The following is a 22,063-nucleotide window of genomic DNA, read 5'->3' on the forward strand; positions in this document are numbered from 1 at the left end:
TATGTTCCGGTTCAAACTGACCAAACACACGATCGAGGAGACAGACGTGCCATACAAGGTGAACGAGCCGGTGGGAGAGCCGAGGCGGGTCATCGACGACGAGCAGCTGAAGCGGATGATGGCGAACAACCAGCCGAGCTTCTTCGAGCGCAACCGCTACCGCCTCGTCACGCTCGCGCTCATCGCGATCAACGTGCTCGTGTTCGCGGTCGAGGTGCTGCTGTCGGGCATGCGCGTCGACGTATCCACGCGCACCCTCGTCGACATGGGCGCGATGTACGCGCCGCTCATCCAATCGCCCGTCGACCTGTACCGCTTCGTCACGCCCATGTTCCTGCACATGGACCTCATGCACCTCGGCTTCAACATGGTGGCGCTGTTCAGCGTCGGCGAAGTGCTCGAGCGCGTGCTGGGCAAGGGGAACTACCTCGCGCTGTACTTCATCGCCGGCATCACGGGCAACGCGGTGTCCTACGCCGCCGACGTGCTGCTGGGCGGCGGGCCCACCGTGAGCGCCGGCGCTTCGACCAGCGTGTTCGGCCTGTTCGTGGCCGTGGCGCTGCTGGGGTTGCTGCACAAGGGGAACCGCTCGTTCTTCGCGCAGTACAGCAAGAGCATGCTCGCCGTGATCGGCGTCAACGTGGCCTACACGCTGCTCGTGCCCAGCATCTCCGTGAGCGGGCACCTCGGCGGCGCGCTGGGCGGCCTCATCGCCATGTTCATGATCCCCGCGAAGAACCTGCGCGTGCCGACGCCCGTGCGCATCGTCGTGGCCGTGCTGTGGGTGGCGGCGCTCGTCTACCTGCTCGTCTCGCAGGGAGTGCTCGGTGTCTAGCGAACGCCGCGCCGCCGGCCTGCGGCCGGCTCAGCTGCTGGCGGTGGGCGGCATGCTGTTCTCGATGTTCTTCGGCGCGGGCAACCTCATCCTGCCGCCGCTGCTGGGCCTGCAGGCGGGCGGCGCGGCGATCCCCGCGATGGCGGGCTTCCTCGCGGCGGGCATCGGGCTGCCGGTGCTCGGCATCGTGGCGGTGGCCGTGTGCGGCGGCGTGCGCGAGCTTGCCGGGCGCGTGAGCCCGCTGTTCGCCTCGGTGTTCATCGGGCTCATGTACCTCACCATCGGGCCGTTCCTCGCCATCCCGCGCACTTCCTCGACCGCCTTCGAGATGCTGAAGCCCCTGCTGCCCGCAACGGACGCGGCCGGCCTCGGCGTCGCGGCGGCCGTGTTCTCCGTGGCGTTCTTCGGCGTGGCGTTCGCGCTGGCGCTGCGGCCCGGTTTGCTGTCGCGCGTGCTCGGGCGCTTCTCCGCGCCGGCCCTCATCGCGCTCATCGTGCTCGTGGTGGGCGCCTCGCTGCTGGGCGGCGCGGGCTCCCCGACGCAGCCGCACGCCCCCTACGACGCGAGCCCCGTGTCGCACGGCTTCCTCACGGGGTACCAGACCATGGACCTGCTGGCGGCGCTGTGCTTCGGCATCGTGGTGGCCGCGAACGTGCGCGAGCTGGGCGTGAGCGACCCGAAGCGCGTGGCGGGCTCCATCTCGGGCGCGGGCCTCATCGCCGGCGCGCTCATGATGGCGATCTACTGCGGGCTGGCGTTCGTGGGCGCGGCGATGGCGTCCTCGATGCCCGACGCGGCCAACGGCGCGTCCATCCTCACGGCGTCGGCGAGCGCGCACTTCGGCGCCGCGGGCACCGTCATCGTGGCGGCTATCTTCCTGCTGGCGTGCCTCAACGTGTGCACGGGGCTCATCTCGTGCTGCTCCGAGTACTTCTCCGAGGCCTTCCCGCGCATCCCGCTCGCGGCGTGGGCGGCGGCGTTCGCCGCGTTCAGCTGCGCGGTGTCGCTCGTGGGCCTCGACGCCATCCTCGCGTTCTCGGCGCCGCTGCTCGGCGCGCTGTACCCGCCGGCCATCGTGCTCGTGGCGATGGGCCTCGCGCACAAGCGCTGCGATAGGCTGCCGCGCATGTGGCCCTGGGCCGTGCTGGTCACTGCCGCCTGCAGCGTTGCCGTGGCGCTGCGCGACGCGTTCGCCCCGGGGCTCTGGCTGCCCCTCGACGCGCTCCCGCTCGCCGACGCCGGCCTCGGCTGGCTGCTGCCCGCGCTCGCTGGCGCCGCGATCGGCGCGGCGCAGTCGATGCGGGCCCGGCGAAACGCCGGGCCCGCACGGGGAGGGGATGCGGGGTAGCGTCTACGACGTGGCGCTTTGGATGTACTGGGCCGCGCTCTTGCCGCCGATGCGTCCCCAGGTGAAGCAGTTCGACAGCGTGAAGCCCATGTAGGCGGAGTTGCCGCCGGCCTCGCCGCCTACGAAAAGGCCGGGGATGGGCGTGCCGTCCGCTTTCACGACCTCGCCCGCCTCGTTTCGCGCGATGCCGCCGTACGTGATGATCTCGCAGGGCACGACGGGCAGGGCCGCGTAGGGCGGGTTGATCTTCGCCGTGGGGAAGCGCCCGAACTCCTGGTCGACGCCTGAATCGACCGCCGCGTTGTAGGCGTCGAGGGTTGCTTGCAAGCCGACCTCGTCCACCCCGAGGCTCCGCGCGAATTCGGAAACGTCGGCTCCCGTCGCGTAGGCGAGGTTTTCGCCGCGCGCGGTCTTGCCGTCGGTCGCGTCGATGGTCGCCTGGTCGGACACCATCCAGACGAAGCCCTTCCCGTCGCGGTGCATCTGGTCGAATACGGGGCCGTTGAGGTTCTGCGACATGTAGCCCTTGTCGTCCTCGTTGCAGAAGCGCGTGCCCGCCGCGCCGACGAGGATCATGTTGGCGAGGTTGGTGAAGCCCTTGACGTTCGCCGAGGCGGAGGTGCCGTCGTGCTCGCTCATGATGGTGTGGTCCTTCAGCACGCACATCATGTCGTTGGTGTGCGTGAGCCCCGCCCCGGCATTCGAAGCCGCTATCAGCCCGTCGCCTTCGCAGCCCAGGTAGCCTATTCCGAAGGTTCCCGCCTTCTCCGGATCGAGCCGGGCGGTGAGCTCGGGGTTCTGCGCATAGCCGCCGGTGGCGATCATGACGGCCTTCGCCTTGATGCGCAGCGTCTTCGACCCGCTTTCGGCGACGACGCCCTCGACCTTTCCCTCGCCGTCCAGGAGAACGTCCGTCAGCTTCGTGTCCTTCTTGATCTCGACCTCCAGCTCGTCGAGGCGCGCCGTGAAAGCATCGGCGAAGCCGGCTCCTCCGCCGTCGACCGTGTGCATCATCTGCAGCGGCCCGTAGTAGACGGCCACGTCGTCGATGAACGGGACGTGCACGCGCTCGGCGAGCCAGTCGATGGTCTTGCCGCAGTTCTCCACCGTGATCTTCGTCAGGGCGGGATCGAGGCGGTACGAGGCGTTGTTCATGAGGTTGGCGTACATCTCGTCGTAGGTGAGCTCGATGCCCTGCTTCTTCTGGATGGCGGTGTCGAACCCGGCGATCATGCCTTGCGACGTGGTGGTGGTTCCGCCTACGTTCGAACGCTTTTCGATGATCATGACGTTCTCGATGCCGCTGTCCTTCGCTTCGATGGCGCACGCCATGCCGGAGCCGCCGCACCCGCAAACGAGCAGATCGACCTCCTCGTCCCATGTCCCTGCCGCCGTCGAGGTGGCCGCTTCCTGCCCCGATTGGGGCGAGCAGCCGGCGATCCCCGCGAGCGCGAGGGCCCCTCCTCCCAAAGCGAGGCCTCCCAAGAAAGTGCGTCGTGATAGCTCGTGCATGTTCCCTCCCTTTCCTTGCGTGCGGCGCCGCCTCGCCGGCGTGCCGCTTCGTCCCCTTCGGCCGGTCGGGCTGCCGGTGCTCGCGCACCCGCCCCCGGTCGTCGTCGACCAGCATAGAGGCGCCGATTCGCGGCGTCTTCTTCCAAAATGGGTTGAATGCGGCGCGACCCAAAATGGGTTGTTTGGGTTTCGGGGCAAAATGAGGATTGCTTTCGGCCTTCCCTTAGGAGAAAGTGGACAGATGAGGGAGAGGGGGCCTATGAAAGCGCAACGCGCGCACGGATCTGCGTGCTCCACCGGGTCGTGGGTCTTTTTGGCGTGCGTCGTGGCGGGGTTCGCCTCGTTCAAGTCCGCGCAATCCGTGGCGTACGCGACGGCCATGTCTCCGGGCGGAACCCCGTTCATCATGCTGTCGAACCTTTCGTTCGCCGTCGTGACCTCGTTTCCCATCGTGGTCGCCTACTGCGTCGCGGTCGTCCTCGCCTACAAGGGGTGGATGCCGTCGTTCAAGCTGCCGGTCGTCGTGCCGGCCCTCCTCCTGGCGTCGGGAGGCGTGCTGTCGCTGTTCGGCGTCTTCGATGCGCTCGAGCCGTTCGTCCACCTCGTCGTCGTGTGCGTGATGTACGGCGTGGGCACCGCCTTGCTCACCTTGGCTTGGGTGGAGGTGTTCGCGTCGGTGGACGTGGTGAGGAGCATGCAGATGCTCGCTTCGGCCACGCTGCTCTCCGCTCTGCTCTCCAACGCCGTCATGCGCTTGCCGCCGTCGGCCGTCATGGTGTGCGTCGCCGCGCTGTCCCTGGCGGGCGTCGCGCTGTACCTGAAAGCGAAGCGGATCGTGCTCGCGAGCGAGGGACGGCCTTCGTTTTCGCCGGTGGCGGCGGGACGCTACGCGAAAGGGCTCGCGTCCATCAGCAACGGCCTGGCGGTGCTGCTCGCGCTCGGGTGCGTGGTGGGCATCCTGAACAGCTTCATGCTGATCGACGGGTACGCGTTCGAGGGCTCGGACAAGGCGGGCGGCCTCGGCGTCGTTCTGGGCTACTGCGCGTTCTTCGTGGTGGCCTATGCGATGCCGAGGCGGCTGGGCATGGAGCGCGCGTACCGCATCCTGTTCCCCGTGCTGGCCACGCTTCTGCTCGCGTGGCCCTTTTTGGGATTCCGGTTCGGCTATCTGTTCAGCGTGCTGTTCATCATGGGCTACCAGTTCGCGTCGGTGGGGGTCATGTACCTGATCGTGCGCGAGTCGCACGACCGCTCGCTGAACCCGTACGTGTTCATGGGCGCTTCGGCGGTGATGATCAGGCTGTCGGTGCTGGCGGGCGTGCTGATAGGCGGAGACGTGGCATCGCGCTCCTACGACTGGATCTCGAAGGCCATGCTGATCGTCGCCATAGCCATGTACGCGCTGGCGTTCGTGCTGCTGTACCTGTCGCGGGGCAGGAAGGCGGAGCGCGACGGGCGGAAGGGCCGGCGTTCCCGGCCGGAGCCGACCGACGACGAGGCGTTCCGCCGAAAAGCCGCCGAGCTGGGGAAGCGGTACGGCCTGACCGAGCGCGAGCAGGGAATCCTCTCGCATCTCGCACGCGGGCGCACGTCCACCTACATCGGGGAGCAGCTCTGGCTGTCCCCGAACACCGTGCGCGGCCATATCAAGAAGATATACGTGAAGCTGGACATCCACAGCAAGCAGGAGCTCATCGACCTGTTCCTCGATTAGGAGCGCCCGCCCCGCGGGCGCGGCGGCCGGGGCGGCGCGTTCTCGTTTACAATAGAGGGCGATGGGAGGATCGACGGGAGAGGAGACCATGCGGATTTCTTGGCGCGATTTCGGGTTCGGCTTGCAGTGGGCGTGGATATGCCTGTCGCTGCACAGCTCGGTGCTGTACGCGAACGCCTCCGACCCCTTGCAGGACGTGGGCCTCGCCTCGTTCGCGCAGCCGTGCGTCTCCGTCGTCAGCTTGCTGGCGCTCGCCCTGCTGTTCAGACGCGGGCGCATCGGCGAGAGCAGGGTCGCCTGCGGCATCGCGGCGGCTGGCGGCGCGCTGGGGACGGTCGCGGTGTTCGCGGGATCGACCGTCGGCTCGGCTGCGGGGCTCGCCCTGTTCCTGGCGGGGGTCGCCCTTTCGACGGTGGCGAACTCCATCGTCTTCATCATGTGGAGCGAGCGCTACAGCGAGTACCCCACCCAGGAGGCGATGCGCTACGTGTCGCTGTCCATCGCGCTGGGCGTGGGCCTCGCGATGGCGCTCGGCGCGCTCCCTCTTCCCCACGTCGCCGCCCTGGCCGTCGCCGCGGCGCTGCCGTGCCTGTCGCTGGCCGCGCTCCCGAGAAAGCGCGCGGAAGGGGAGGGACCTGAAGCGGGCGCGCCGACGACGGCCGGCTCCCCGGCGGACGCGCCGCCGACCATCGGCAAGCGCGGCTGCCCGCTCCCCCTGACGTTCATGGCGGGCCTCGTCATCTACGGCGCCGTGTTCGGCCTGATGTCCGGACTCTTCTTCTCCGACGCCGACGGGTTCTTGGACACGAGCGGGGTGGGGCTCGCGTTCACCGGCGCCACGGCGCTCGCCTTCGCGCTCGGCAGCTTCGCCTTCCCCAAGCACCTCCGCTTCGAAACGCTTGCCAAGATGGTCCTGCCCCTGCTGGCGGCCGGTTTCATCCTGCTGCCCGTGGGAAACGACTCGCTCGCGTACGGGCTCATGAAGGCGGGCGAGACGATGTTCGACATGGTCCTCTGGATCGTGATGCTCGACATCGCCGCCGCGTCGACGCGCTACTCGGCCGCCGCCGTGTTCAGCTGGGGGCGCCTGATCGTCCAGGCCGGCAGGGCGGTCGGGTTCGTGCTCGTGTCCACCATCGCGGCCGCGTTCTCCGTCGACGGCATGTTCCTCGCGGCCGTCGCGCTCGTCGTGGTGTACGTGCTGATCCTGGCCAGCAGCTTCGCGTTCGACGGCTCGTTCTTCCGCGTGCGCAAAGGCGGCCTTTCCCGGGGCGCGCTCAAAGCCGACGCCCGTGCGCGCTGCACGTCCATGCGGCAGCGCTACGGCCTGTCCCCGCGCGAGATGGACGTGCTCGAGCTCATCGCGCAGGGGCGCAGCGGCCCCGTAATCGCCAAGCAGCTCGTCATCGCCGAGAGCACGGTGAAGACCCACACCCACAACATCTACCGCAAGGTGGGCGTGGCAACGCGGCAGGAATTGCTCGACGTCGTGGACGGCGCGGATGTTTCGGACGAGAATCCGAACGCGTAACGCCTGGTAGAACCCACTCCATCCAATCGGGGGATGGCGGAATCCACCGGTTCCATCCAAAACTGGGATAGGCGGCCGCACGGGCGTCGCCTACGCTGCGCCTTGTCGTTCGCATGGAGGCGAACGGCGCCCGCGGATCGTCGCGGGCAGGAGTCAGCGCTACCCAGGAGGGAATTGCCATGAACGAAACGAAGGGATTGACGCGTCGAGGGTTCTGCACGGGAGCCCTCGCGGCGGGCGCCGCCACGGCGTTCGCGGGGCTGATGGCGGGCTGCTCGTCCACGGGCGGCCGGAAGGCCGACGGGGCCGACGCCGCCGACGGGGCGGGCTACGCCGACCAGGTTGCCGAAACCATCGATGCCGACGTGGCCGTCATCGGCGGCGGCATCTCGGGTCTCGCGGCCACGGTGCAGGCGGCCGAGTACGGCGCGTCCACGGTTCTGGTGGAGGTCGGCGGCGACGTGGGCGGCAACGGCACGGGCACGGAAGGCATGTTCGGCGTGAACAGCGACATGCAGAAAGAGCAGGGCATCGAGATCACGCTCGCGGAGATCGTGGCTCACGAGATAGACTTCTTCAACTACCGGATCAACGCGACGTTCTGGAGCGATCAGGTGGAGCGCTCGGGCGACAACCTCAACTGGCTCGTCGAGAAGGGCGTGGAGTTCTCCGGCGTCGTCGACGACTACGGCGGGGTCGGCCAGGTGCCCACGTTCCACTGGTACAAGGGCCTGGCGTCCGAGAGCTACATCCCGCCGATGAAGGCGAAAGCCGAGGAGTACGGCGCACAGATCCGCACGCAGACGCGCGCCCGCCAGCTCATCGTGGACGGCGACGGGGCGGTCACCGGTTTCTACGCCGAGCAGGGCGACGGGTCGATCCTGCAGGTGAACGCCCGGGCCGTCATCCTGGCATCGGGCGGATTCGGCAGCAACCGTGACCTGGTGGAGAAGCAGGGCATCGTGCTGGACACGGTGTCGCTGACCGGCAACCCCACCAACATCGGCGACGGTTTGGAGATGGCCCTCGAGGCGGGCGCCTTCGACAACCGCAACCATACCGCCTACCTCAGCAACGCGTGCCTGAACGGCATCCCCACGATGAGCGCGTTCCAAGTGGCCATCGACGGGTCGGGCCTGTGGGTGAATTCCGAGGGCGTGCGCTACACGAACGAGAACTGCGGCGCGAAGGCCATGATCTGCGCGTCGAACACGGTGCTGACGCAGACGGGATCGTACATGGTGTACGACCAGGCGGGCATCGACCGGCTGGCCGAGAAGTTCGAGAGCATGTTCGATCTGAAGGCCGAGCTCGAGGAATCGCTGGCCCAGGGGGCCGACGGGCTGTACTCGGCGGACACCGTCGAGGGGCTTGCCGGCGCGATGGGCATCGACAAGGCCGCGTTCGCCGCGACGGTCGAGCAGTACAACGGCTACTGCGAGCTGGGCGAGGACCGGTCGTTCGGCAAGGAGCCGGAGCTGCTCGCGGCCATCGAGACCGGGCCGTTCTACGCGCTCAAGCACGTCATCATGCTGGGAACCACGATGGGCGGCATCCTGGTCAACCGCGATTACCAGGCCGTGACCGCGGCGCGCGAAGCCATACCCGGGCTCTACGCCGTCGGCACCGACAGCTGCATGCTCTACGACGGCACGTACACCATCGAGGTGCCCGCCTCCATCGGCGGCCACAACCTCAACTCCGCGCGCACCGCGGTGAGGCACGCGCTGGGCAAGAGCTGATCGGCTCCCGATCCTCCGGGCGCATCCGCGCCTGCGAGGGCCCCTCCCGGACGCGGGCCGGCGCCGACTCCCTCGGGCGTCGGCCCGCCCCGCGGGCGCGGCGGCCGCTAGCTCTGCGGCTTCAGGGGGCCGTAGAAGTACGAGGCGGTGGCGCCGCCGTCTATGAGGACGTCCGTCCCGGTGATGAAGGCGCCCTGCGGGCGCATGAGCAGCTCGGCCACGTTCGCCACCTCGTCGGCCGTGCCGGCGCGGCCTGCGGGGCACTGGGCGAACATGGTGCGGTAGAAGTCGCCGCGCGGCCCGGCCAGCTCGTCGAGGGCGAGCGGGGTGACGATGATGCCCGGCGAGATGGAGTTGAGCCGCGCGCCGCGCATGCCCCACTTCACCGCCTCGGCCATCACGCGCTTCTCGTTGCAGCGCTTCGCCAGCTGGTAGGCGTGCAGCGTGTCGACGATGTTCTCCGGTTGGAGGATGTCCAGGTCCAGCAGCTCTTCGGCGGGCGTGGTGGCCAGCAGCTCGTCGACCTCGGCGCCGAGCGCGGGCATGCGGTGTCCCGACTGGCTCGAGATGGTGACGCCGGCGCCGCCCCGCTTGACGACCTTGCCCACCTCTTCCAGCAGCACGGCGGTGCCGTAGAGGTCGACCGCGAGGATGGCCTCGACGGGCGCCTGGCTGGGCGAGACGCCCGCCGCGTTCACGAGCATGGACACCTCGCCGCGCTCGAGCGCCTCGCCGACGAGGTCCCGCACGGAATCGCGCGAGGAGATGTCCGTTTCGAACGCTTCGGCGGCGAACCCCGCCTCGTTCAGGGTGCGGGCCGCCGCCTGGGCGTTCTCCAGCCGCTTGTCGCCGACCACGATGGTCATGCCGTACCCCATGCGCCGCGCGATGGCCAAGCCGATCTGGCCGGCGCCGGTGAGTATCATCACGTCGTTCATGCCGTGCTCCTTAGGTTTCGTCCTTCGATGTCGCCGAGGAGCATACGGCTTGGAGCCGACTCCAAGTCAAGAGGCGTTTTCGGAGCCCGCGCGCATGCGGGCGCACGGGCGCACGGGCTCCTGCGCCCCGCTACAGCCCCAGGCCCTTCGCCACGTTGGCGATGAAGTCCTGGACGTTCGTCACGATGCCGCGGGAGGCCAGCGAGCCGCGGTCGATGAGCTTGTTCACGGCGAACTCGGCGATGTCGACGCAGTAGAAGTACACCTGGCGCACGGTGCCGTCCTCCAGCACGCGGTACGACGGCGTCATGTTGCCCGTGGCGATGGTGTGCAGCATGGTGGCCATGCACACGACGGTGGTGGCTTTGCGCAGGTGGGCGCGCATGGCGTCCTGCGCCTCGTAGGCGTTGCCCAGCACGCACGGCAGCGGGCCGTCGTCGCGGATGGAGCCCGCCAGCACGTAGGGCACGCCCTTCTTCTCGAGCGCGTGCATGATGCCGCCCGTCACCTGCTCCTCCTCGATGAACCGGCCGATGGAGCCGTACAGCCGCACGCGGTTGATGGTGTCGAGGTGGTTGTAGTGGCCGAGCGGGCGGTTCTCCTGCGTCTCGATGTCCTGGCCGAGCGCCGTGTGGAAGTAGGATCCCTCCAAATCGTGCGTGGCCAGCGCGTTGCCGGCGAACACCGCGTCGGCGTAGCCGGCCTCGACGATCTTCGAGAACGCCGTGCGCGAGAAGCCGTTGAACGAGAACGCCGGCCCCATGACCCACACGATGTAGCCGTGCTCGCGCTCGTGCTTCAGCAGCTCGTACAGCTCGTCGTACTCGCGGGAGAACGCGGTCTCGCGCGAGCGTCCCAGGCGAAAGGCGAAGTTGTCGGCGTGCCTGCCGGCGTCGGCCAGCTCGCCCTCGTCGTCCGGCGCGGCGTCGAACCCGTTCGTGTGGACGTAGATGCCCTGCGCGCCCGACTCGGTGCGCCCGCACACGATGGCGTCGCCCGCGCGGATGTGGCGGAACTCGCGCACGAAGATGCGCCCGCCCTCGAAGACGGGCACGCAGTCCATGCGGCTGTCCTCCGCGAACAGCCACGTGCCGTCGATCTTGAAGTACTCGGGGTAGATGCTCATGGCGTGGTAGCCCTCGGGCGCCACGCCGTCCTTCGGCGCGGGGAGCAGCACGGCGTCGGGCGCGCCGGCCAGCGGCTCGCGGTCGAAGTCGGGCGCGGTGTAGGGGTTCAGTGCGAAGCTCATGGGCGGCCTTCTTTCGGGGTACGTCTCTCTCGGAGGGCGATTATAGCAGGAGACGGGGCGCTCGCGCCGCGCAGGCGCTCGCGCGGCGTGCCGCGCCCCTCCGGATGCGAGCCGCGTTCTTATCCCTGGAGAAGCGGCGTTTTGCGGTCATGCCGTTTTGCGCCCCGTCTTGCATAGTCCTCGAGAAATGCACCCTCGTGGCACGGAATACGCCTCGAAAAGGCAAGGTTCCCGAGAAATGCACCCTCGAAAGACGGGTTCGCTTCGAAATGCATGGCTCGAAACAACCGCCATCAGGCGCGATGCGTGGGACGGTTCCGATTTTTCTGGTCGTATGCTTTCAGAGGCGTGCCAAAGGGGTGCAAAACTCACGGACTTTGCTCGTCCGGACCTCGCAAGGCGGCGCATGCGGGTAGAATACGCATTCGAACATCGATCGAGATCCCCGGAGGCCTTCCCCCATGGTTGAACGCGCGCAGGATGCAACGACAGAGCCCGACGACGAGGCGTACCTTCCCGGTTCGCTGGGCCGGCTCGCGCCGACGTGGTGGGAGCCGGCCGAGGGCGAGCCGGCGCCGGAGCCGTGGCTTTCGCCCGATGCGGCGCTCGACCGCTTCCTCGACTGGACGACCGCGCGCGGCATCGAGCTGTGGTCCCACCAGGAGGAGGCGCTCATGGACCTCATGGTGGGCGACCACGTGATCCTCGGCACGCCCACGGGCTCGGGCAAGTCGCTCGTGGCGCTGGGGATGCAGTTCATGGCGCTGGCCACGGGGAAGCGCTCGTACTACACGGCGCCCATCAAGGCGCTCGTCAGCGAGAAGTTCTTCAACCTCGTGGAGGTGCTCGGCCGCGAGAACGTGGGCATGATCACGGGCGACGCGCACATCAACGCCGAGGCGCCCGTCATCTGCTGCACGGCCGAGATCCTGGCCAACCAGGCGCTGCGCGAGGGCGAGGCCGCCGACGTGGGCTGCGTGGCCATGGACGAGTTCCACTTCTACGGCGACGCCGATCGCGGCTGGGCGTGGCAGGTGCCGCTGCTCACGCTGCCGAAGACGCAGTTCCTCCTCATGAGCGCCACGCTGGGCGACGTCAGCGCCATCGCGGCGTCGCTCAAGGAGCGCACGGGCACGGACGTGGACGTCGTCGCCGACGCGCCGCGCCCGGTGCCGCTGTCGTACGAGTACGTGGAGATGCCGCTCGAGGGCACGGTGGAGCTGGCCCTGCGCAAGGGCGAGGCGCCGCTGTACCTCGTGCACTTCTCGCAGGACGCGGCGCTGGCCACCGCGCAGGCGCTGTCGAGCTACGGCGTGGCCTCCAAGGAGCAGCGCGAGCTCGTCAAGGACGCCGTGAAGGGCACGCGCTTCACCACGGCGTTCGGCAAGACGCTCAAGCGCCTGCTGGCGAGCGGCGTGGGCGTGCACCACGCGGGCATGCTGCCGCGCTACCGGCTGCTCGTGGAGAAGCTGGCCCAGCAGGGCCTCCTGCCCGTCATCTGCGGCACCGACACGCTGGGCGTGGGCATCAACGTGCCCATCCATACCGTGGTGCTCACGCAGCTCACGAAGTTCGACGGCTACAAGATGCGCCGCCTGCGCGCCCGCGAGTTCCATCAGATCGTGGGCCGCGCGGGGCGCTCGGGCTTCGACACCGAGGGCATGGTGATCGCCGAGGCCCCCGAGCACGACATCGAGAACGCGAAGCTCATGGCGAAGGCGGGCGACGACCCGAAGAAGATCCGCAAGGTCAAGAAGAAGCAGCCGCCCGAGGGCTTCGTCACCTGGAACAAGCAGACCTTCGAGCGCCTCATCGCGGCGGTGCCCGAGACGTTGAAGCCGCGCATGAAGATCACCCATTCCATGGTGCTGTCCGAGGTGGTGCAGGGCGGCGACGCGTACAGCCGCGTGCGTCGGCTCATCGAGGACTCGGCGCAGACCGCCGAGGAGAAGGCCGCGCTCGTCGTGCGCGCCGACGAGATATTCGAGACGCTCGTGAACGCCGACGTCATCGAGAGCGTCGAGGGCGAGGACGGGGGCACCGCGTACGTGACCACGGTCGACCTGCCCGAGGACTTCGCGCTCGACCAGCCGCTGTCGCCGTTTTTGCTGGCGGCGCTCGAGCTGCTCGACCCGGAAAGCGACACGTACGCGCTCGACGTCATCTCCATGGCCGAGGCCACGCTGGAGAACCCGCGCCAGGTGCTGCGCGCCCAGGAGCGCGCCGCGCGCGACCGCGCCATGCAGGACATGAAGGCCGACGGCGTCGAGTACGAGGAGCGCCTCGAGCGCCTCGCCGAGATCACGTACCCGCGCCCGCTCGAGGAGCTGCTGGACGCCGCGTTCGAGCGCTACTGCGCCGACGTGCCCTGGGCGCGCGACTTCCAGCTGGAGCCGAAGTCGGTGCTGCGCGACATGCTGGAGGGCGCGTCCGACTTCAAGGGCTACGTGCAGCGCTACGGCATCGCGCGCTCGGAGGGCACGCTCTTGCGCTACCTGTCCGACGCCTACCGCGTGCTCGACCGCACGGTGCCCGCGGACAAGCGCGACGAGCGGCTCGTGGACGTCATCGCGTGGCTCGGCTTCGTCGTGCGCTCGGTGGACTCGAGCCTCGTGGACGAGTGGGAGAGCGCCGGCTCCGCGGCCGACGCCGCGCCGCCGACGGCGGGCGACGTCGTGGTGGCCGACCGCCGCGGCCTCACCGTGCTCGTGCGCAACGCGCTGTTCCAGCGCGTGCGGCTGGCCTCGCAGGGGCGCGCGGCCGAGCTGGGCAAGCTCGACCAGGAATGGGGCTGCGGCGAGCCGCGCTGGCAGCGCGCGCTCGACGCCTACTTCGAGGTGCACGAGGCCGTCCAGATCGACGCCGACGCCCGCTCGACGGCCTACCTCGCCATCGACGAGGCGGACGAGGCGACCGACCGCGTGTGGCACGTGCGCCAGATATTCAGCGACCCCGAAGGCGACCACGATTTCGCCCTCGTCGCCGACGTCGACCTCGACGCCAGCCAGGAGGAGGGGGAGGCCGTGTTCAAGAACCTCCGCGTGGGCTTCGTGGAGGACCTGGGGGAGGAGCGGCTCGCCTGACGCGCGGCTCCGCCTCGCCTCGTGCGCGCCCCGGGCGTCTTCCGGTGCGCGCGTCTCCCCGGGCGCATGCGCCCCTTCCTCCCCGTCCTCAACTATATTTTGAACCGATTGATCAGGTCTTTGCTCCGTTGACTTTTTGCCATACTTAACACTTCGGTGTCTCTTCGCCTCGGGGCGAGGCGACCGGAGGTTTTTTGTGCGATAGGAGGAGACGGATGAGGAAGATCAGAGGGGGAGCGCGCGCCACGTTGCTGCTCGCTGTCCTGCTGCTTTCGTGCGCGTTGGCGGGCCTTGCGGGGTGCGCGAGCGCGAACGACGATAAGGGGACCGCGTCGAACGGCGAGACGCTGCGCGTGGGCGTGCGAAGCGACGTGGTGGGCTTCGGCTACCTCAACGACGACACGGGCAAGTACTACGGCCTCGAGATCGACATCGCCAACGAGATGGCCGAGCGCATGGGCTACGGCGCGGTGGAGTTCGTGAGCGTGCTGCCCGAGAACCGCAAGGACATGCTGCAGAACGGCGAGGTCGACTGCCTCGTGGCGTGCTACTCCATCGCCGAATCGCGGCAGAAGAACTTCGACTTCTCGCCGGCGTACTATTCCGACGACTCCATCGTCATGGTCGAGAACAGCGCGCTCATCGACGGCGTCGACGCGCTCGAGGGCAAGACCCTCGGCACCATGTCGGGCTCGAACACCGCCCCGCAGCTCGTGATCAAGCTGACGGAGGCGGGCTTCACGTCCGGCGAGGCCCTGTCGGCCAACGAGGACAACTCCGACGTCGTGTTCGACACGTTCCATCTCGTGCAGATGGCGTCGTACCAGGAGCTCAGCAAGGCGCTCGAAGAGGGCGCGATCGACGCCGCCTGCATGGACGGCAGCATCGCCAAGACCTACCTGGACGCCGACCGCAGCATCCTCGACTTCACGATCGACACGCAGGAGTACGGCGTCGCCACGCAGAAGGACTCCGCGCTCAGCCAGCCGGTTTCCGCCGCTATCCAGGGCATGCTCGACGATGGCACCATCGCCCAGCTGACGGATAAATGGGACTAGGGGAGGCCGCATGTCTACGAAACTCAAGGTGAAGATCGTCGTCCTCATCGCGGTGGCGGCCGTCAGCATGGCCGTCATGGGCGTGGTGCTGTCCACAATGCAGAACGACCTGTCGCTCGACGGCTACACGAGCGAGATGAAGCTCGAGGCCGACGCGCTTCCCGAGCTGCTGGAATCGGCGCAGGAGAGCGTCGACCAGAACACGGTCACCTACGACGAGATATTCCAGTCGAAGGCCGAGAGCGTCGCCTTCATGGCGAACAACAACGCGGGCTTCGAGGCCACCGATGCGAAGATGGCCGAGTACAAGGACCTCCTCGGCGTGGACAACGTCATGGTGGTCGGCCGCGACGGCAGCCTCATCGCGAAGGCGCAGGACACCCTCGCCAACTTCGCGTACCCGCGCTTCAACCAGCTGCGCACGGTGTTCGACGACGGCAAGCCCTCCCAGGCGGTGGAGGTCGAGCTGCCCGAGCAGAACTGGCTGCAGCGCTACTACGCCGCCGCCATCGACGCCGACACCATGGTGGTCGTCGAGCAGAACCCGGCCGAGCTGCGCGACCTCGTGGAGGTGACGGGCTCGACGAAGAGCGTGCTCGAGAACGTCGCCATCGGCCAGCACGGCTACATGTTCGCGGTGTCCGCCCAGGACTACCTCGTGGAGTACCACCCGAACTCGAACCTCGTCGGCACCGACGCCATCGACGGCGGCATCGACGTGACCGAGCTGGAGGACGGCAACGTCGGCTGGATGGAGCTGAACGGCGAGTCGCTGTACTGCAACGTGAGCAAGATCGGCGACCTGTACTACATCGCCGCCGTGCCCGAGAGCGACATGGCCGCCACCCGCAACATCACGGTGGGCGTCATCCTCTTCATCTTCTTCGCGGTGATGACCGTGGTCATCATGTACGGCATCTTCGTCATGCGCGAGGACGAGCGCCAGGGCTACGACGAGGGGCATTTCCGCACGGTGGGGCCGCTGCTGTACAACAAGGCCATCGGCCGGAAGGCGGCCGTGCTGTCGTTCGTGGGCTTCCTCGCCATCCTGCTGGTGACGTTCTACATGCAGACGCTGTTCGCGCTGTCGTCGGAATCGGTGGCCAACAACGAGCGCGTCGACGAGGTGGTCGAGACCATCCAGCGCTCCACTGACCGCATGGAGGACCTCAACGACCAGTACAGCGAGCGCTACCTCGGCAAGGCGCGCGTGGCCGGCTACATCATCGACCAGAACCCCGCGCTCGAGAACAGGGCCGACCTGCAGAAGCTGGCCGACGTGCTGCAGATCCAGTACGTGTTCACCTACGACGAGACCGGCACCATGGTGGCCACGAACTCCTCGTACGCGAACTTCGTGCTGAGCGAGAACCCGGACGACCAGTCCTCCGAGTTCAGGAAGCTGCTCCAGGGCGCCGACTCGGTGGTGCAGGACCCGCAGGCCGACGAGATCTCCGGCCAGCTGCGCCAGTACATCGGCGTGGCGCTGCACGATGCGGACGGCACCGCCAACGGCCTCGTGCAGCTCGGCATCCGCGCCACCCGCCTGGAGAACCTGCTGTCCAGCGTGCAGATCGACAGCGTGCTCGACGGCATGAAGTCGGGCGCCGACGGGTTCGCCTTCGCGGTGAACAAGGGCGACGGCACGTTCGCGTACTTCCCCGACCAGCGCCTCGTGGGCAAGCCCGCGCTCGAGCACGGCATGGCGGAGAACCAGCTGAAGGGCGGCTACTGCGACTACGTCACCATCGAGGGCGTCACGTACTACGCCTCGTCCGCCGAGACCGACGACTACTACCTCTACATCGCGGGCACCGAAGGCGAGCTCATGGCCGAGCGGGTGCCGTTGACGCTGACGACGGGCGGCATCGCGCTCGTGTGCCTCGCGGTGATCTTCCTGCTGCTGGCCTTCGAGCCGAAGCGGGGCTTCTCCGTGCCGAAGCGGCCCGAGGAGGAGGCCGAGTCGCGCATGTTCGACGTGACCATGCCGAGCGGCCGCAAGATCAAGACCGAATCCGCCGCCAGCCGCTGGCTCGACCGGTCGTTCAAGTGGAGCGAGCGCACGGCGGAGCAGAAGACGGCCGCCGTGGTCAAATGGCTCCTGGGCGCCTCGGTGATCGTGGTCTGCGTGGCCGTGGTGTTCCAGGACCGCTTCTTCGGCAGCGCGTCCATCTTCTCCTACATCCTGGGCGGCGAGTGGGAGCGCGGCCTGAACATCTTCGCGCTCACGGCGTGCATCATGTTCATCTGCGTGGCGATGACCGTGGTCACCGTGGTGCAGAAGCTGCTGAACCTGCTGTCCACGGTGCTGGGAGCGCGCGGCGAGACGGTGTGCCGCCTGCTGAGCAGCTTCATCAAGTACGCCACCATCATCGGCATGCTGTACTACAGCCTCATGCTCGTCGGCGTCGACACCACCACGCTGCTGGCCTCCGCCGGCATCCTGTCGATCGCCATCAGCTTCGGCGCGAAGGAGCTCGTCTCCGATATCCTGAGCGGCCTGTTCATCATCTTCGAAGGCGAGTTCCGCGTGGGCGACATCATCAAGGTGGGCGACTGGCGCGGCACCGTGGTGGAGATCGGCGTGCGCACCACGAAGGTGGAGGACGGCTCGCGCAACATCAAGGTCATCCGCAACAGCGACATCAGCAACGTCGTGAACATGACCAAGGAAGTGTCCTACGCCTCGTGCGACGTTGGCATCGAGTACGGCGAATCGCTCGAGCGCGTGGAGAACATCCTGTCCAAGGAGCTGCCGGCCATCCGCAAGCGCCTGCCGAAGGCCATCGACGGTCCCTTCTACAAGGGCGTGGTGGAGCTGGGCGACAACAGCGTGAACATCCGCATCGTGGTGCAATGCGACGAGTCGGACCGCGCGCAGCTCGAGCGCGACCTGAACCGCGAGATGAAGATGCTGTTCGACAAGTACGACATCAGCATCCCGTACCCGCAGGTGGTCATCAACCAGGCGAGCGAGTACAAGAAGGCGACGGCGGCCGAGCGCTTCCGCGCCGACCGCTTCAACGAGGAGCAGAAGGAAGTGGCGAAGGATCTCGGCAACGACGACGAGAACGCGTCGCGCTAAGCTCGCTCGAACGCACGGAATCGGGGCCCGGAACGATCGTTCCGGGCCCTTTTCGTTGCGGCGGCCGCCGCGGGCCTGCGGCTTGCGGTACGCTGGTCTCGACGCCCCCGCTGCGGCGAAACAGGGCGGTTCGCGCGAAACCATGGATTTCGGCGAACCTCGGCCCTCGCCGGCGCTACTAAGGGGTTGAACGGGACGACGGGAACGAGAGGCGGTGGCATGGGAGAGCGCGAAGCGGACGAGGAGCGGGCGCGCGCCGCCATCGCGCGCATGGCGCGCGGCGACGAAGGCGCGCTCGAGGAGCTGTACCGCCGCTACGCGCCGGCCGTGCTCGCGTTCGCCGCGGCGCGCCTGCCCGATCGCCAGCTCGCCGAGGAGGTGGCGGCCGATGTGTGGCTGGGCTGCTGGCGCGCCGCCCCCGCGTTCCGCGGCGACAGCCGCGTGCTCACGTGGCTGCTGGGCATCGCCAAGCGCCAGGTGTACGTGCGCATGCGCCGCGTCCGGCCCGTCGAGTGCGCGCTCGACGAGGTGGAAGGGCAGCTGGCCGACGAGGCGGGCGACCCCGCGGGCGCGCTCCTGGCCGAGGCGGGCGCGGACGAGATCGTGGCCGCGCTGGACGCGCTCGAGCCCGCGTTGGCCGAGACGGTGCGGCTCGCCTGGCTCCACGAGCTTCCTTACGCGGAGATCGCCCAGGTGACCGACGTGCCCGTGGGCACGGTGAAGTCGCGCGTGTCCCGCGCGCGAACCCTGTTGCAGAAGACCTTGGGGAGGCGGATATGAGCACGAACGGAACCGAGCCGCGCGCGGCGTTGCGCGCGGCGATGGAACGGCAGGAGCGTGCGTGCGCGGCCGACGTGCCCCCGTTCGCGCGCATCGCGGCGCGCATCGAGGAGGAGCCGTCGGTTTTCGAGGCGCCCGCCTGGCCGGCGCGCAAGAGCGCGCGGCTCGCGGCGAGCCTGGCGGCCGCGCAGGTGCGCGCGATGCCGCGGGCGGTGCTGCCGGCGGCGCTCGTCACGGCCGCGCTCGCGGCGGGCGCGGCATGCTTCGTCGCCGCGGGCGGGGGAGCGTCCGATGCCGCCTGGTGGTTCTCGGCGCTCCTGCTGCTGGGCGCGGCGCTCACCGTGACGGCGGCGCTCTCCGCCGACGCGGCCGACGCGCTGGCGCTGGCCATGCCGCTGGGGCCGCAGACGGTGCTGCTCGCGCGCTTGGCGGTGGTGCTGGGCGTCGACGCGCTCGCGGGCCTCGCCGCCTCGGCGGCCTTCGCCTGGTGGGGCGCGCCGCTGGAGCTGGGCGCGCTCGTGTCGTCGTGGCTCGTCCCCCTCGCCGCCGTCGCGGGCGCCTCGGCGTTCGTGGCCGTGTGGTCGAACGCGTCGTGGACGGGCGCGGCGGCCGGGGCGCTCCTCGTCCCGCTCGTGGTGCCGGCCGGGCAGGCGGCTGCGGACGGCGGCGCGTTCGCGGCGATCGCCCGGCTGCAGGGCGCCGTCGCGCCCGAGGCAGTGGCGGCGGCGGGATGCATCCTGCTCGCGGCTGCGGTGGTCACGGCGCGCCGGGCGCTGGTCGCGCATATGCAGGCAGCTTGAACCTGAGGAGGTTTCGCATGATTGCAGGATGTGGCAGCGGCTCCGGCCGCTTGACGGGGCCGGCGGTGCGCGCGCTCGTCGCCGCGCAGGCGCGGCGGGTGCGCGCCGTGGGCGTCGTCGTGCCGGTGGCCGCCGGCGCGTGCATCGCGGCCGCCGGCGCGTGCTGGGCGCATGCGGCGGGAGCGTCGTCTGCGACGATGGCGATGCTCGCGCTCACGCAGGTCTACCCCCTGACGGTGGGCGTCTGCACCGTCGCGGTGCTCGCGGGCGACCCGCTCGTGGAGGTGCAGGCGGCCTCGCCGGTGGAGTTCCGCGCGGTGCAGACGCTGCGCGCGGTTATTTTGCTGGCGGCGGGTGCCGTAGGCGCCCTTGTTATGTTCGTTCCACTGCAAGCGTTGGGCATTGTGTACCGCGATGTCGGGTGGATGGGCCTCGTCACGCCGGTGGGCGGCGCGGCGCTCATGGTGCTGACGGCGTACGTCGCCGCGGCGCTCGCGGGCTCTTCCCGGAACGCCTCGCTCGCGGTCGTGGCGGTTTGGCTGTTCTTCGCGCTCGTATGGGACCCGAACGTGCCGCTGCTCGCGTTGCAGCGCGGGCTGCCGCTGCTGGCGCTGCTCGCGGCGGCCGCGTGCGTCTGGCGCGCGCTGGGCGCGCCCGAGTACGCATGGAGGAAGTTGGGAGGCGCGCGATGAGGTTCTTGTCGCTGGCACGCGCCCATTTCCGCATGGCGGCGCGGCAGCGGGCGCTGTGGGTCGTGTCGCTCGCGCTCGCGCTGCTCTCGTTGGGGGTCACCGTGAACGACGGGCTTCCCTTCGAGACGGGCGACGTCGCCGACCTCGTGTTCCTGGCGCAGGTGCTGGCCATGCTGCCGCTCGTCGTGTACGCCGCGGCCTTCACCGACCTCGCCGCCGAGCCCGAGCGGCTCGGCGTCTCGGAGGTCGAGGCCTCGGCGCCCGTGCGGCCCGTCGCGCTGAGCGCCGCGCGCGTGGCGGGCGCGCTGTCCGTGATGGCGCTGCCCTCGGCCGCCGTGCTGCTGGTGTGCGCGGGCGGCCAGATGCTGCACGGCAACGCGTGGGCGCTGCCCCAGGCGATCGTGCTGCTCGCGGGCGTGGTGCTGCCGGCGGCCGCCCTCGCCGCGGCGCTGTCGGCGCTGGCGGGCGCGCTGCTGCCGCGGGCGCTGGCGCGCATCGCGGCGGTGGTCGCGTGGTTCGCGGCGCTGTTCGCGTTCTCGTTCCGCGGGGTGCCGGTGGACGGGGGCGGCGGTTTCCAAGTCCATATCGTCGCCGACCCGATCTGCCAGGCGTTCTTCGGATCGAGCCCGTTCCTCGACTACCAGGGCCCGGCCGTCGCCGCCACGCCCGTCGAGGCCGTCGCGCTGCTCGCGCTCAAGCTCGCCGTCGCCGTCGCGCTGCTGGCCGTGGCCGGCGCCATCGCCCGCAGGCGCACCTACCGGCGCCGCTGAGCGCGTCGCCGGCGGACGCATAGAAAGGATATCTCCATGTTCATCTCCCTCGACCACCTGGGCAAGGACTTCCCGAAGAAGCCGCGCGCCCTCGACGACCTCACGCTCGACCTGCCTTCCGGCATGATCGGGCTCATCGGCCCCAACGGCGCCGGCAAGACCACGCTCATGCGCATCCTCTGCGGCATCGTGGGGCCCACGACGGGGCGCGTGCTCGTGGACGGGCGCGACCTGTCCGAGCCGCGCAACCGCCGCGCGCTCAAGAAGTCCCTCGGCTACCTGCCGCAGGACATCGAGCCCTATCCCAACCTCACGCCGCCCGAGTTCCTCGACTACGTGGGCGTCCTCAAGGGCATGGACGACCGGCGCGCGCGGCGCCGCCAAGCCGACGAGCTCATCGAGCGCGTGGGGCTCGGCGATGTGCGCCGGCGGCGCATCGGCGGCTTCTCGGGCGGCATGCGGCGGCGCGTGGGCATCGCCCAGGCGCTCATGGGCGACCCGCGCCTGCTCGTGGTGGACGAGCCCACGGCCGGCCTCGACCCCGAGGAGCGCATGCGCTTCCGCACGCTGCTGGCCACGCTCGGCGGCGAGCGCACGGTGGTGCTGTCCACGCACATCCTCGACGACGTGGCGCAGACCTGTCCCTACGTATGCGTGCTGCGCGCGGGGCGGCTGCGCTACGACGGCGCCACCGCGGGCCTCATCGACGGCGCGCACGGCCGCACGTGGCTCACGCCGCCGCTCATGGCGCCCCCGGAGGGGGCGGTCGTGGTGAACGCCGCCACCACGGCGCAGGGGACGCGCTACCGCATCGTGTCCGCCGCGCCGCCGGCAGGGTCGGAGCCCGTCGAGCCCACCCTCGAAGACGGCTACATGGCCCTGAGCACCCGATGAGGTTTCGAGCGCCTCGCCGGGATCGCGGTTCG

At 69.2% G+C, this 22,063-nt stretch carries 16 protein-coding genes; 13 read left to right on the top strand and 3 right to left on the bottom strand.

Annotation, left to right across the window (positions count from 1 at the left end; genetic code table 11):
- The first annotated feature begins 46 nt into the window (after positions 1–46).
- Together H8S61_RS01135 and brnQ are read left to right on the top strand one after the other, a co-directional pair.
- A complete protein-coding gene (locus H8S61_RS01135; RefSeq protein WP_186937653.1) occupies positions 47–835 on the top strand; it encodes a rhomboid family intramembrane serine protease in 789 nt (262 codons plus the stop codon).
- Entirely contained in the window at positions 828–2,183 is a 1,356-nt protein-coding gene (gene brnQ / locus H8S61_RS01140; RefSeq protein ID WP_186937654.1) for a branched-chain amino acid transport system II carrier protein, read from the top strand. The genes H8S61_RS01135 and brnQ overlap by 8 nt, the downstream gene beginning before the upstream one ends.
- A gap of 3 nt (positions 2,184–2,186) precedes the next feature.
- Here brnQ and H8S61_RS01145 read toward each other — a convergent pair whose 3' ends face one another.
- Positions 2,187–3,695, bottom strand: coding sequence for an FAD-dependent oxidoreductase (locus H8S61_RS01145; protein ID WP_186937655.1), 1,509 nt, complete (start codon positions 3,693–3,695; stop codon positions 2,187–2,189).
- Between the two features lie 259 nt (positions 3,696–3,954).
- Here H8S61_RS01145 and H8S61_RS01150 point away from each other — a divergent pair, with 259 nt between their 5' ends.
- From H8S61_RS01150 to H8S61_RS01160, 3 genes are all read left to right on the top strand, one after another.
- On the top strand, positions 3,955–5,409 hold the full coding sequence (locus tag H8S61_RS01150) for a helix-turn-helix transcriptional regulator (protein ID WP_186937656.1): 1,455 nt from the start codon (positions 3,955–3,957) through the stop codon (positions 5,407–5,409).
- A gap of 88 nt (positions 5,410–5,497) precedes the next feature.
- Positions 5,498–6,940, top strand: coding sequence for a helix-turn-helix transcriptional regulator (locus H8S61_RS01155; protein WP_186937657.1), 1,443 nt, complete (start codon positions 5,498–5,500; stop codon positions 6,938–6,940).
- 179 nt (positions 6,941–7,119) lie between these two features.
- A complete protein-coding gene (locus H8S61_RS01160) occupies positions 7,120–8,682 on the top strand; it encodes an FAD-dependent oxidoreductase (protein WP_186937658.1) in 1,563 nt (520 codons plus the stop codon).
- A gap of 107 nt (positions 8,683–8,789) precedes the next feature.
- On the opposite strand, the gene H8S61_RS01165 is transcribed toward H8S61_RS01160, so the two are convergent.
- Both H8S61_RS01165 and H8S61_RS01170 read right to left on the bottom strand, forming a co-directional pair.
- Entirely contained in the window at positions 8,790–9,620 is an 831-nt protein-coding gene (locus H8S61_RS01165; protein WP_186937659.1) for an SDR family oxidoreductase, read from the bottom strand.
- 130 nt (positions 9,621–9,750) lie between these two features.
- Positions 9,751–10,869: a putative NPN-dependent ornithine cyclodeaminase gene (locus tag H8S61_RS01170; protein WP_186937660.1), complete on the bottom strand. Its 1,119-nt coding sequence runs from the start codon at positions 10,867–10,869 to the stop codon at positions 9,751–9,753.
- Between the two features lie 461 nt (positions 10,870–11,330).
- Between H8S61_RS01170 and H8S61_RS01175 the strand changes: the two genes are divergently transcribed.
- The 8 genes from H8S61_RS01175 to H8S61_RS01210 all read left to right on the top strand — a co-directional run bounded on the left by H8S61_RS01175 (position 11,331) and on the right by H8S61_RS01210 (position 22,031).
- On the top strand, positions 11,331–13,952 hold the full coding sequence (locus H8S61_RS01175; RefSeq protein WP_186937661.1) for a DEAD/DEAH box helicase: 2,622 nt from the start codon (positions 11,331–11,333) through the stop codon (positions 13,950–13,952).
- A 215-nt stretch (positions 13,953–14,167) separates the two neighbouring features.
- Positions 14,168–15,010, top strand: coding sequence for a transporter substrate-binding domain-containing protein (locus H8S61_RS01180; RefSeq protein WP_186937662.1), 843 nt, complete (start codon positions 14,168–14,170; stop codon positions 15,008–15,010).
- 10 nt (positions 15,011–15,020) lie between these two features.
- Positions 15,021–18,095: a mechanosensitive ion channel domain-containing protein gene (locus tag H8S61_RS01185; RefSeq protein WP_160941653.1), complete on the top strand. Its 3,075-nt coding sequence runs from the start codon at positions 15,021–15,023 to the stop codon at positions 18,093–18,095.
- A 219-nt stretch (positions 18,096–18,314) separates the two neighbouring features.
- Positions 18,315–18,875: an RNA polymerase sigma factor gene (locus tag H8S61_RS01190; protein WP_160941652.1), complete on the top strand. Its 561-nt coding sequence runs from the start codon at positions 18,315–18,317 to the stop codon at positions 18,873–18,875.
- Entirely contained in the window at positions 18,872–19,675 is an 804-nt protein-coding gene (locus H8S61_RS01195) for a hypothetical protein (RefSeq protein ID WP_186937663.1), read from the top strand. The genes H8S61_RS01190 and H8S61_RS01195 overlap by 4 nt, the downstream gene beginning before the upstream one ends.
- A 17-nt stretch (positions 19,676–19,692) precedes the next feature.
- The gene (locus H8S61_RS01200) at positions 19,693–20,367 is read left to right on the top strand and encodes a hypothetical protein (protein ID WP_186937664.1); all 675 of its coding nucleotides are present in this window, start codon (positions 19,693–19,695) and stop codon (positions 20,365–20,367) included.
- The gene (locus H8S61_RS01205) at positions 20,364–21,137 is read left to right on the top strand and encodes a hypothetical protein (RefSeq protein ID WP_186937665.1); all 774 of its coding nucleotides are present in this window, start codon (positions 20,364–20,366) and stop codon (positions 21,135–21,137) included. Before H8S61_RS01200 ends, H8S61_RS01205 begins: the two co-directional genes overlap by 4 nt.
- 36 nt (positions 21,138–21,173) lie before the next feature.
- Entirely contained in the window at positions 21,174–22,031 is an 858-nt protein-coding gene (locus H8S61_RS01210) for an ATP-binding cassette domain-containing protein (protein ID WP_154331845.1), read from the top strand.
- Positions 22,032–22,063 lie beyond the last annotated feature (32 nt).

The organism is Eggerthella hominis (assembly GCF_014287365.1).
GTDB lineage: Bacteria > Actinomycetota > Coriobacteriia > Coriobacteriales > Eggerthellaceae > Eggerthella > Eggerthella guodeyinii.